The sequence below is a fragment of the Halorubrum salinum genome, assembly GCF_024494575.1.
Lineage (GTDB): Archaea > Halobacteriota > Halobacteria > Halobacteriales > Haloferacaceae > Halorubrum > Halorubrum salinum.
This window is the reverse complement of sequence record NZ_JANHDO010000003.1, coordinates 179,131-190,522: the sequence shown is the minus strand read 5'-3', so window position 1 is coordinate 190,522 and position 11,392 is coordinate 179,131. Positions and strand designations below refer to the sequence as shown.

9 protein-coding genes and 1 tRNA gene are annotated in these 11,392 nt (G+C 68.9%); 4 read left to right on the top strand and 6 right to left on the bottom strand.

Annotation, left to right across the window (positions count from 1 at the left end; translation table 11 throughout):
• Nucleotides 1-92: 92 nt before the first annotated feature.
• A complete protein-coding gene (gene moaC / locus NO930_RS09650; RefSeq protein WP_137784603.1) occupies nt 93-632 on the bottom strand; it encodes a cyclic pyranopterin monophosphate synthase MoaC in 540 nt (179 codons plus the stop codon).
• Entirely contained in the window at nt 625-2,118 is a 1,494-nt protein-coding gene (locus NO930_RS09645; RefSeq protein ID WP_256403310.1) for an NAD(P)H-hydrate dehydratase, read from the bottom strand. Before NO930_RS09645 ends, moaC begins: the two co-directional genes overlap by 8 nt.
• A 300-nt stretch (nt 2,119-2,418) precedes the next feature.
• Here NO930_RS09645 and NO930_RS09640 point away from each other — a divergent pair, with 300 nt between their 5' ends.
• Complete coding sequence (locus NO930_RS09640) at nt 2,419-3,447, top strand: glycosyltransferase (RefSeq protein ID WP_256403309.1); 1,029 nt, start codon at nt 2,419-2,421, stop codon at nt 3,445-3,447.
• The gene (locus NO930_RS09635; protein WP_256403308.1) at nt 3,448-5,100 is read left to right on the top strand and encodes a DUF2070 family protein; all 1,653 of its coding nucleotides are present in this window, start codon (nt 3,448-3,450) and stop codon (nt 5,098-5,100) included.
• 37 nt (nt 5,101-5,137) lie between these two features.
• Here NO930_RS09635 and gatE read toward each other — a convergent pair whose 3' ends face one another.
• Together gatE and NO930_RS09625 are read right to left on the bottom strand one after the other, a co-directional pair.
• Nucleotides 5,138-7,021, bottom strand: a complete 1,884-nt coding sequence (gene gatE / locus NO930_RS09630) for a Glu-tRNA(Gln) amidotransferase subunit GatE (RefSeq protein ID WP_256403307.1) — start codon at nt 7,019-7,021, stop codon at nt 5,138-5,140.
• A 455-nt stretch (nt 7,022-7,476) separates the two neighbouring features.
• A tRNA-Leu gene (locus NO930_RS09625) sits at nt 7,477-7,561 on the bottom strand.
• A gap of 160 nt (nt 7,562-7,721) precedes the next feature.
• Here NO930_RS09625 and NO930_RS09620 point away from each other — a divergent pair.
• Together NO930_RS09620 and NO930_RS09615 are read left to right on the top strand one after the other, a co-directional pair.
• Nucleotides 7,722-8,282, top strand: a complete 561-nt coding sequence (locus NO930_RS09620) for a DUF420 domain-containing protein (RefSeq protein WP_256403306.1) — start codon at nt 7,722-7,724, stop codon at nt 8,280-8,282.
• Nucleotides 8,283-8,408: 126 nt separating this feature from the next.
• Complete coding sequence (locus NO930_RS09615) at nt 8,409-8,921, top strand: metal-dependent hydrolase (RefSeq protein WP_256403305.1); 513 nt, start codon at nt 8,409-8,411, stop codon at nt 8,919-8,921.
• A gap of 17 nt (nt 8,922-8,938) precedes the next feature.
• Here the strand turns inward: NO930_RS09615 and NO930_RS09610 are convergent, their stop codons facing one another.
• Both NO930_RS09610 and purF read right to left on the bottom strand, forming a co-directional pair.
• On the bottom strand, nt 8,939-9,670 hold the full coding sequence (locus tag NO930_RS09610) for a halocyanin domain-containing protein (protein ID WP_256403304.1): 732 nt from the start codon (nt 9,668-9,670) through the stop codon (nt 8,939-8,941).
• 165 nt (nt 9,671-9,835) lie between these two features.
• Entirely contained in the window at nt 9,836-11,335 is a 1,500-nt protein-coding gene (gene purF / locus NO930_RS09605; RefSeq protein ID WP_256403303.1) for an amidophosphoribosyltransferase, read from the bottom strand.
• Nucleotides 11,336-11,392: the final 57 nt, after the last annotated feature.

Sequence of the window (11,392 nt, the reverse complement as noted above, 5' to 3'; positions counted from 1 at the left end):
GCGTCCATGGTCGATGCGTCGACGTTGGTCGGCCGCCGAATTGAACGTTTCCGTTGTTCCGCCGACGCGCTCATCGGTGGCTCCCCTGTTCCTCACTCGTCGAGTCGCCGCTTCTCCTTGTCGACCACTTCCACGTCCGAAATCCGGGTGTCGGGATACTGCCCGTCGGCGTCCTTCTCGGCCGCCTTCACCATGTCCCAGACAACGTTGAGTCCGGTCGTGACTCCCTCTAGCGCCTCCATCTCGCAGCCCGTCTTCCCCGTCGTCTCGACGGCGACGGTCAGCTCGATCCGGTCGTCGCCGACGGCGAAGTCGGTGTCGACGTTCGTGATCGGGATCTGGTGACACATCGGGATCGTCTCCCACGTGTGTTTGACCGCCTGCACCGCGCCGATTCGGGCGGTCGCTAACACGTCACCTTTCCCGACCTCGTCGGCCTCGACGGCCGCGACGGTCGAGGGCGTCAGCCGGATCTCGCCGCGGGCGACGGCGCGCCGGTTCGTGTCCGGTTTCGCGCCCACGTCGACCATCCGGACCTCGCCGGACTCCGTCGTGTGCGTCAGTTCGTCGGCGTTCGGTGTCTCCTCGCCGACCTCCGTTCCCCCGCCGGCCTCCCCGGTGTCTTCAGGCATCACGCATCGCCTCGGGGAGCCGGTCGAGTAAGTCCGTCGCCACGAGCCCGTATCCCCGCTCGTCTGCGACGAGGTCGCCCGCGGTCCCGGTGACGTACGCGCCGACGGCGGCCGCGTCGAACGCGTCGGTCTGCGCGGCCAGCGCGCCGACCGCCCCGGCGAGCACGTCACCGGTCCCCCCGACGGTCATCCCCGGGTTGCCGGTCCGGTTCAGCCGCACGGCGTCGCCGTCCGTCACCACGTCGTACGCGCCCTTCACGAGCAGCGTGTGACCGATCTCGGCCGCGAACGACCGCGCGAGGTCGCCCCGTCGGTCGGGGTCGTCGGCGGTCTCGCCGCCCATTCCGACCAACTCGCCCTGATGGGGCGTACAGATCAGGTCGGCGTCCGTGTCGACCTCCGGGACCACGCGGAGCGCGTCGGCGTCGACGACCGCCCGGCCGTCGTACTCGTCGAGGAACGCCCGGACGAAGTCGGCGGTCCCGTCGCCGTCCCCCAGTCCCGGACCGAGCACGACGACGTCGTTTCCGGCGGCCAAATCACGGATCCGGTCGAGGTGGTTCAGCCCGATCCGGTCGCCCGGAAGGTCGCGCACGATCAGGTCGGCCGAGAAGCCCTGGATCTCGCGCGCGACGGTCTCGGGACAGGCGACTCGGACGAGGTCGGCACCGGTTCGGAGCGCCGCCCGGGCGGTGAGCGACGGCGCGCCCGTGTACGGGCCGCCGCCGACGACGAGCACCTCGCCGTTGTCGCCCTTGTGCGAGGCCGGATCGCGCGTGATTCCGAGCAGGTCGCCGGGACCGGTGAACCGCTCCGCGGCCGCGGGTATCCCGATGTCCGCGACGGTCACCGCGGCGTCGAGCGCGTCGAGACCGGGCTTCGCGTCGTGAAACGTGACGACGCGGTCGGCCTCGACCGCGACGGCGTCGTCGGCCTCGGTCGGGCCGCCAGCGCCGGTCCCTGCCGGATCGCCCGTGTCGGCCGCGCCGGTCGGGTCGCCCGTGTCCGCGTCGATGCCGGACGGGACGTCGACGGCGACGACCGCCGCGTCGCTCGCGTTGATCGAGCGCGCCGCGCTCCGCTCCGGTTCGCGGAGCGCTCCCGTCACCCCCGACCCGAGCATCGCGTCGACGACCACGTCGGCGTCGCCGAGGTCGAGGTCCGTCGAGTCGGTCACCGTCTCGGTCGGGATCTCGCACTCGGCGAGCGCCGCCCAGTTCTCACGGGCGATGTCGGTCCGGATCGACTCCGACCGCCCGAGCAGGGAGACCGTGACGTCGTACGCAGAGAGGAAACGCGCGGCGACGAACGCGTCGCCGCCGTTGTTGCCGCGTCCACAGAGGAGCGCGACGGTAGCGCCGGGGCCTGCGACGGCTCGCACCTCGCGCGCAACCGCGTTGCCAGACGACTCCATGAGCTGTTTCCGGGGGACGCCGAGCGCGGCCGCGTTGGCGTCGACCGCCGCCATCCGGTCGGTCGTGATCATGCGTCGGAATTCGCGCGACGAGTGATAAGGATGGGGCACCGCGGGCGTCGGACGCAGTTCGTTACCGGACGCCACGTCGGCCGCCGGCACGTCGTCTCTGAATGAAAATCTTGATGCGGATCGGAGGGGAAGCGCCCATCGAGAAGCCGTGCCTTCCGACACACGCCCCGCCATCCCGCCCCGGTTCCGATCCGTTCCGCCGCGGAGCGGTAGCGCCCTCCGTCGAGCGGTGCGTGTGGCCGCCTCGGCGGCCGCCGAGAGACACCTCCAGCGGACCGACGTTCGCAGACGGATCTTCGCATGAATATCGGATTCTTCACCGACAGCTACTTCCCCGGCATCGACGGCGTCACCTACACGATCAGCGCGTGGCGCGATCGGCTCCGGGACCGCGGACACGAGGTTTCCGTCGTCTATCCCGAGAGCAGCCACGAGCCCGACGACCACGAGTTCCCCGTCCCCTCGCTGCCGAACCCGTTTTACGAGCAGTACCGCGTGCCGACCTACCGGCGGCTCTCCACGCTGCCCGACTTCGACGTGGTCCACTGCCACGGCCCCGCGTCGACGGGGCTGATGGGGGCCCGGTACGCCAAGCGACGCGGCGTGAAGTCGGTCTACACCCACCACACCCCGGTCGAGGACTACTTCGTCCAAGGGCTCAGATCGGAGGCGCTCGCGACCGCCGCGGGACGGCTGTACGTCGCGTACGAGAACCGACTGCTCCGGTCGTTCGACTGCGTGACCGCCTCCACCGACCGGATACGCCGCGACGTGACCCCCCGGAAGCTCCCGGTCGGCATCGAGATGGACACGTTCCGCCCGACCGATCCGCTGTTCGAGTCCGACGACCCCGTGATCGGCTACAGCGGTCGACTCACGCGAAAGAAACACGTCGACGAGATCCTCCGTCTGGCCGAGCGACGGCCCGACCTCCGGTTCGAACTCGTCGGGGAGGGGCCGGTCCGGGAGTCGCTCGAACGCGCGGCTCCGGAGAACGTGCGGATCCGTGACTTCCTGCCGCGCGGAGACCTCCCGGCGTTTTACGCCGCGCTCGACGTGTTCGTCACGGCCTCGACCTGCGACACGCTCGGCCTCTCGACGCTCGAAGCGAACGCCTGCGGGACCCCCGTCGCGGCCGCGGACGTGTCGCCGTTCGACGAGACGATCGGTCGCGACAACGGCGCGCGGTTCGCGCACGGCGACATCGACGACATGGGTCGGGCGGTGGACGACTGTCTCGACCGCGACCGTCCGACGCGCGACGCGGTCGAGCGGTTCTCCGTCGAGCGGACGATAGACGAGCTCGAAGCGATCTACGGGGTGAAATAAATGGGCGCGGACAACGTCGATATCTTCCAGCGGCTGGTGTTCAGCGTCCCCTCGCTCTCGGTACAGGTCCCGGCGCTCGCGGGGCTCAGTCTCGTGTACGGCGCGATCGCCTTCGTCGCCGTCTCGACGTTCACTCCGCTCGATCCCGCGCCCGCGAGCGTGCTACCGGTCGCAGTCCTGCTGTTTTTCGTCCCGTTCGCGTTCGCCGCCGAGCTGTTCTCTCGGGTGTTGTCACAGTACCCGCGAACGTGGAGCTACTTCCTGGCGCTCACGAGCCAGTTCGTCATGTTCGTCTACGCCTTGGTGCTCTCCGGAGCGAACAACATCGGGAACGCGTGGAGCATCATCTGGCTGTGTTTCATCACGCTGTACCTGCTCAACATCTTGGTGCTCGTGATCTCGACGGGCATCGATCGATACAAGCGGGTCCTCCTCGTCTCGCTGGCCGAGCCCGCCGCGCTCATCGCCGCCTTCTACGCGATCGGCGGGGGCGGAGACCTCGGCTTCTCGACGTACCGACACGTGTTCGCGTTCGCGTCGCTGCTCATCGCGGCGGCCTTCCTCGTGTTCGTGCTGCTCGTCGTCGACTACCTGATCCGGAGCAACACCGACGTCTCGGCGTTCGAACTCACCTCCGGAATCCTCCGGAACGACCGCGCGTCGCTCGATCTCGGCGTCGAGGCCCGCCCCGACGTCGAGACGCTCGTCATCGACAACGGCGACCGGCTCAGGCTGGTCGCGCCGTGGGTGCATCCGGGGCCGCTCGGCGGCTTCGGAGGGGGACAGCTCAGCAGCAACGTGATCGACGCGCTGAACGAGGACGACGAGAGCGGCTTCTTCGTTCACGTCCCGTGTACGCACAAAGAGGACCTCTCGAACCCGGAGGACGCGGCGAAGATCTTAGAGGCCGTACGCGACCCGACGGGCGTCGCGCAGGCGTCGCGGCTGGTCCACGAAGACTACGGCGAGATCGAGTTCTACGGTCGCCGCATCGGTGACAAACAGGTGATATTCCTCCACGGGGAGGGGATAGACGACTACGACACCGGCGTCTTCATGCGCGACGTCGACACCGAGGAGGTGCTCCTCGTCGACCTGCACAAACACGACCTCCAAGACGGCCCGGAAAAGGAGGTACTGTACGGCTCCGCGGAGGCGGACCGACTGAAGGCGCACTTCGACGACTTCCGCCGTCGGCTCTCCGCGGAGCCGGTCAGCGAGTACGCCGCCGGCTTCGAGGTCGTCCGGTCGGCACAAGACGTGGTGGCGATAGTCGAGCGCGTCGACGGCGAGTCGGTCCTGCTCATGGGGATAGACACCAACGGCATCACCCCGGACGTGCGGGCGTTGGCGGCCGAGTACGAGGCGGAGTTCGACTCCGTGCTCGTCTTCTCGACGGACACGCACGCCTCCATCCACGAACTCGCGAACATGACCCGGTCGGACGTCGAGGCGCTCGAAGAGGCGGTCGAGCGCGCGACCGCGGACGTGGCCCCCGCGACGGTCGGGCTCGCAAGCCAGCAGACCCGCCCGCTCAAGCTTCTCAAAACCGACTACAACGGGCTGGTGTTCAGCGTCAACATCCTCATTCGGCTGACGATAATCGCGCTTTTCATCCTCTACGTGGCGCTCGTGTTGTGGCTGTTCTTCTGACGAGACGGGAATCGTCGCGGGCCACTCGCGGAGCGCGTTACGACCGCTTGCCGATCTCTTCGCGGAGCACGTCAGAGACCACTTCGCCGTCGGCCTTGCCGCGCAGCGCGCCCATCGCCTCTCCCATGAGCCCGGAGAACGCGGCCATCCCCTCCTCGTCGATCTGGTCGGCGTTGCGCTCGACGACCTCGACGACCGCCTCGCGAACCTCTGCCTCGCTCACGCCGGAGAGGCCGGCCTCCTCGACCGCCTCGCTCGCAGACAGGTCGGGGTTCTCGGCGAGCGTCGAAAGCACCTCGGGAACGCCCTCCTTCGCGAGGTCGCCGTCCTCGACGAGATCGAAGACCGCGAGGAACTGGTCGTCGGTGAGGTTCTCGACGGGCGCGCCGTCGCGCCGTATCTCCGTGGTCGTCGACTCCAGCGTCGACGCGGCGAAGGTGGGGTCGACGCCGCGGTCGACCGCCGTCTCGAACAGCGGGAAGCGCTGTCCGAACGCGACCTGCTCTGCGAGCCCCGCGTCGAGGCCGAACTCCTCGGCGTATCGGTCCGTTTTCTCGTCGAGGAGCTCCGGGCGATCGACCTCGGTCGGGTCGGGTTCGACCGGCGGCACGTCCGTCTCGGGGTACATCCGCGCGGCCCCGGGAAGGGGTCTGAGGTACCGCGTCGTCCCGTCGTCGTTCGCGCCGCGGGTCTCCTCCGGCACGCCCTCGACGGCGGTCTCGGCGCGGTCGGCCGCCGCCTCGATCGCGAGGTCGGCGGTCTCGGGGTCGGCCGCGACGATGGCGACCGCGTCGCCCTCGCCGGCTCCGACCGCGTCGTGCAGCGCTTCGACCTCCGCCTCTGTCACGCCGTAGGCCGGCAGTTCGTCGGTGTGGAAGATCCCGCCGGCACCGTGTCGCTTCGCGTGGTCGGAGAGCTCGGTCCCGAGCCGCCGGTCGTCTTGGATCTCCCGGCCGACGAGCCCGTCGAACCCGAACAGGGGAACCGCCGTCACCTTCCCGCCCGAGTCGAGCGCGCCGCGGATCACGCCCGACTCCGTGTCGGCGAACACGCCCGTCACGTCGCGCACGTCGCCGACGCTCGCGTCGCGCTCGCGGAGCTCGTCGCGGACCGCGAGCAGCTCTGCCTGTCGGCCCACTTCGCCGCGGACGATGTCTTCTATCCCCGCCAGGTCCTGGACGCCTTTCACCTCGACGCGCGCGCCGTCGGCGATCGAGACGTTGACGTCCTGCCGGATGGTCCCGAGCCCGCGCTTGACCGCTCCCGTGGACCGGAGGAGCATCCCGATGCGCGCGGCGGCCTCGCGGGCACCCTCGGGGCTTCGAATGTCCGGGCCCGTCCCGATCTCGACGAGGGGAACGCCCAAGCGATCCAGCGAGTAGACGACGCCGTCGTCGGTCTCTTCGACCCGCTTCGCGGATTCCTCTTCTAACATGAGGTCCGCGATGGAGACGGTTCCCTCGCTCGTCTCGATCTCGCCGTGCTGCCCGAGCAGGATCGACCGCTGGAAGCCGGAGGTGTTCGACCCGTCGATGACGAGCTTGCGCATCACGTGGGCCTGATCGACGACGCTCACGTCGAGGAGGTCGGCGATCTGCAGCGCCACGGAGAGCGCCTCGCTGTCGACGCGGCGGGGCGGTTCGTCGTCCTCCTCGACGAGACAGGTGGTGTCGTACGCGAGGTAGGTGAACTCCCGGTCGACGCGGCTCTCCTCTACCGCGGCGTCGTCGAGTTCGCCAAGTTCGCTCTTCGTCGGGTGGAGCCGCCGGGTGATGTCCCGGTCCGACTCCGCCGGGTCGCGCTCGGTCGTCGGGGAGTCACAGAACAGCTTCGTCGCCGTGTCGAGCTGTTGGTGGATCTCCAGTCCGGCGACGAGCCCCAGCTCCTCGTAGTCGTACGCGGGGGTCGCGTCCTCGCTCATTACGCGTTCATCCGACGGCGCGCGACTAAAAGGGTGGCAGTTCGCGCGAGCGCCGATCGACCGTGGGAACGATCGAGGACCACCGCCAGCGACGCAAAAAACACACCACAGAGGCGGTGGCGCGCGCCTTCGAGCGGCCGACGGCCGCGAGGAGCACGTGCGAGGGAGTCGGGCGGCCGGAGCGAAGCGGAGGCAACCCGACGAGGCTGGGGAGGCGTGAGGCTGCGGTTGACGTACGGGAGTGACTCAGACAGCCGCGAGTCCCCGTGCGGTGGGGGCTTTGGGGCGTCCGACACGGAAGAGCCGATCGCGTGCTATCGGGCGGGATGTGGAGTTATCACCATTTCAGCGCCCAGTACGACGTAGCCACTCTTCGCGTAGCGGTCGAAAGGAATTATGCGTGGGTGCTGTCGTAGAGACAACACCGTGCATCGGTGGGGGTGTGCCCCGAGCGATGCGTGGGACCGGATTTGAACCGGCGGACCTCTACAGGACAGCGCCCTCAACGCTGCGCCGTTGGCCTGGCTTGGCTACCCACGCTCGCGGTGTTCTGTCGCGTTTCCCCGTACCCTTCCCCCGATTAAAAGCCCTTCCATTCGGCAGTGCCGTGCCGGGGAGTCGCAGAGCCGATCGAGTCCCCGGCTCCGCGATCCCCGCTCGAACCGGCACGCGTTTTTGCGTCGCGCCCGTGGTTCGGACCATGTCCGAGTGGGCCCGCGAGAACGTCCCGATCCTGACCGCTCTCTTGTCGACCGTCGCGCTCGCGCTCGTGTTCGGGGCCGTGGGCGGCGCGATCCCGAGTTCGCTCCTCCCGCGCGCGAGCGACGCCGTACTCGCCGCGATCCCGCACGTCAACGCCGCGATCTCCGCGACCGCGATCGGCACCATCGCCCTCGGGTGGCGGGCCATCTCCCGCGGGAACGTCGCCCGCCACCGCGCGCTCATGCTGACATCGTTCGCGCTGTTCGCGACGTTCCTCGCGGCGTATCTCTACCGGCTGATCCACGTGGGCACCGCCTCCTTTCCCGGCCCCGAACTCGTCTACACGTACGTTTACCTCCCGTTTCTCGCCGTCCACATCCTGCTCGCCATCGTCTGCGTCCCGTTCGTGTTCTACGCGCTGCTGCTCGCGGCGACTCGACCGTACGAGGATCTGTACCACACGCGACACGCGCAGGCGGGATTCGTCGCCGCCGTCCTCTGGCTGATATCCTTCGCGATGGGGATCGGCGTGTACCTGATGCTGTACCACGCGTTCTGAGTGTATCACGCGCTCTGAGACGCTCGGTGCCGTTTCGATCGGCCCTCCCCGCGCTGAACGACCGCCTCCCTTACTCTCCGTCCGCACCAACGAAGCTTGAAGCCGTCGTCGCCCGTACGAACGGCCGTGCTGTTCGCGACGCATCTCCTCGTCGCCGCCGCGATCGGGCGACTGTCGGACCGCCCGCGGGTCCGGCGGTATCTCTCTGACCCGCCGGGGCTCTCGACGGCGTGGCTCGTCGCCGGGGGCGCGCTCCCGGACGTCATCGACAAGCCGCTCGGCGCGCTCGGCGTCGTCGACACCTACCACTCGGTCGGCCACTCCGCGCTGCTCGTTCCCCTCGGGATCGCCGTCGCCGTGAGACACCGACGCGGACTCGCGGCCGCGGTCGGCTGGGGGTCACACCTCGCGCTCGACGCGTTCCACGTCGTCGTGAACGGGCGAGCGAGCGACGCGCTGTTCCTCGCGTGGCCGGTCGTCTCCCGGCCTGATCCGCTCGCGATCCCGCCCGGCGAGTTCGCGCTGTTCTACGCCGGGAGCCCGGCGTTCTTCATCGAGGTGGCGCTGTGGCTGGCGGCGATCGTCGTCGCGGTACGGTCACGGTTCGGCGGCGGTACGGGTGGAGAACGTGCTCGGTGACCCGCCCTTCGACAGCCCTACCCCTCGTCGTTTGCCATCTTGTGAGCCGCGTAGAACAGCGGGACGAGTAAGGCTCCGGCGAACCCGAGTCCGAGCGCGAGCGCGCCGAGGTCACTCGCGGTGAGGTCGCGGCCGTCGCCGCTGCCGTTCGAGCCGCTGTCTCCCCCGTCGGAGCCGTCACCGCTTCCGCCGTCGCTGCCGCCGTCGGAACCGTCAGAGCCGCCATCGCCTCCACCGCCGCTGCCGCCCCCGTCGCTCCCTCCACCGGGAGTCACGAGGTCGTCGTCGACGGAACCGATCGCGATCGCACCCTTCATTCCGACCGCCTCGTGGGGCACGCAGAGGTAGTTGAAGGTGTCTCCCTCCGAGACGTCCTCGAAGGTGTGCTCGAACGTGTACCCCGCTTCGTTGACCGTCTCGCCGCTGTCGAACGTCTCGTCGTTCGCGACGACGTTGTGCGCGCCGCCCTCGCCGGACCACTCCCAGACGACGGTCGTACCCGGGTCGATCAGGATGGCTGCCGGGCCGAACACGAGGCCGTTGCCCGCGCCCACCGTCACGGTCACCTCGTCTTGCCCCGTGTAGTCGTGCGTCCCGTCGTAGTTCGGAACGTCGTCCAGCCAGCCGTCGTATTGGGCCGTCGCGCTCCCGGTGCCGGCTGCGAGACCGGTCGCGACGGCAGCACCGGCCGCACCGGCTCGAAACAGGCCACGGCGACTCATCGTCGTGTCGTCGTCGATAGCGTTCATACACTCATATCCAGTCGTGTACGTATGTAACTTCCCGATGTGCTCCCGTGCGGATCGCGGAGCGATCACTGAAACGTAGATAGACGAGACCGCAGACGTGGAGACCGCACTTTCCGGAGCAGTTCATCCCGTCAGCCGTCAGCCTGCGTCAGTCGTCACCCTGCGTCAGTCGTCGGCGGGCGTCAGGTCGGACGTGACATCGCCGATCGACCGATCGGTCGCTTCACCCTCGACGTCGTACGGGTACTCGCCGGTGACACAGCCGAGACAGAGGTCTGCGCGGCTCTCGCCGAGCGCGTCTGCGACGGCGTCGACCGAGAGGTACGACAGCGAGTCGGCACCGACCGCGTCGCGGATCTCCTCGGTCGAGGCGTCCGCGGCGATCAGCTCGTCGCGCGTCGCCATGTCGATCCCGAAGTAGCAGGGCGCGACGATCGCCGGTGCGCCGATCCGCAGATGGACCTCCTCGGCTCCCGCCTCGCGGACGAGATCGACGAGCTGCGTCGAGGTCGTCCCGCGAACGATCGAGTCGTCGATGATGGTGACGGACTTCCCCTCGACGGTCGATTTGATCGGGTTGAGCTTCAGCCGCACCGCGCGCTCGCGCTCGTCCTGCGTCGGCATGATGAACGTCCGGCCGACGTAGCGGTTCTTCATCAGCCCCTCCGCGAACTCGATGCCGCCGTCACCCTCGGGCCGGGGATCGCCGTCGGCCGTGGTCTCGCCCGCGGCGTCGGCGTAGCCGGAGGCGAACGCGCGCCCGGAGTCGGGCACCGGCATCACCACGTCGGACTCGACGCCGGACTCCTCCCAGAGCTTCCGCCCGAGCTTCCGGCGGACCTCGTACACGAGGTTCTCGTCTATCACCGAGTCCGGCCGCGCGAAGTAGACGTGTTCGAAGAAGCAGTGCGCGGTCGACTCGCGCTCGACGAGCTGATACGTGTCGTATCCGCTTCCGTCGGGTTCCAACACGACGAGTTCACCGGGGCGAACGTCTCGGATCAGCTCGCCGTCGAGGGTGTCGATAGCGGCGGACTCGCTCGCGAGCACGTACCCGTCGTCGAGTTCGCCGAGACACAGCGGCCGGTTCCCGAGGGGGTCGCGCACGCCGAGGACGGTGTCGTCGTGCGTGATCGCGAGCGAGTACGAGCCGTGGATCCGGTTCATCGTGTGCTTGACCGCGCGCACGAGGTCCTCCTCTAAGAGGTTGCGCGCGAGGTCGTGGGCGATCACCTCGGTGTCGCCGTCTGAGGTGAACGCGTGGCCGGCGGCCGCCAACTCCTCGCGGACCTCGTCGGCGTTCACGAGGTTCCCGTTGTGCGAGAGCCCGAGCGACCCCGACTTGAACGAGACGGAGAAGGGCTGTGCACAGCTCTTGTCGAGGCTGCCGGCGGTCGGGTATCGCACGTGGCCGATTCCCGTTCCACCGGAGAGCGACGCCAGGTCGCCCTCGTCGAAGGCGTCGCCGACGAGCCCCCGCTCGACGTGGCTGTGCTGCTGGAACCCGTCGTGCGTGACGATCCCGGCCGACTCCTGGCCGCGGTGTTGGAGCGCGTACAGCGCGTAGTACAGCGGCCGCGCGGCCTCTCGGTCCGCGAGCGAGACGCCGACGACGCCGCACTTCTCTCGCGGCTCGTCGGAGGTGTAGTCCCCACCGGCGTTCATACACGCACTCGTGGGTCGGGAGTCGATAAAAACCCTCGTGTTCGTGGCGTCCCCGGC

Excerpts from the sequence above, each read along its gene's own strand:
- purF (WP_256403303.1), bottom strand. The coding sequence starts at position 11,335 with ATGAACGCCGGTGGGGACTACACCTCCGACGAGCCGCGAGAGAAGTGC.
- NO930_RS09620 (WP_256403306.1), top strand. The coding sequence starts at position 7,722 with ATGTCCGAGTGGGCCCGCGAGAACGTCCCGATCCTGACCGCTCTCTTG.
- gatE (WP_256403307.1), bottom strand. The coding sequence starts at position 7,021 with ATGAGCGAGGACGCGACCCCCGCGTACGACTACGAGGAGCTGGGGCTC.
- NO930_RS09645 (WP_256403310.1), bottom strand. The coding sequence starts at position 2,118 with ATGATCACGACCGACCGGATGGCGGCGGTCGACGCCAACGCGGCCGCG.
- NO930_RS09635 (WP_256403308.1), top strand. The coding sequence starts at position 3,448 with ATGGGCGCGGACAACGTCGATATCTTCCAGCGGCTGGTGTTCAGCGTC.
- NO930_RS09610 (WP_256403304.1), bottom strand. The coding sequence starts at position 9,670 with ATGAACGCTATCGACGACGACACGACGATGAGTCGCCGTGGCCTGTTT.
- NO930_RS09640 (WP_256403309.1), top strand. The coding sequence starts at position 2,419 with ATGAATATCGGATTCTTCACCGACAGCTACTTCCCCGGCATCGACGGC.
- moaC (WP_137784603.1), bottom strand. The coding sequence starts at position 632 with ATGCCTGAAGACACCGGGGAGGCCGGCGGGGGAACGGAGGTCGGCGAG.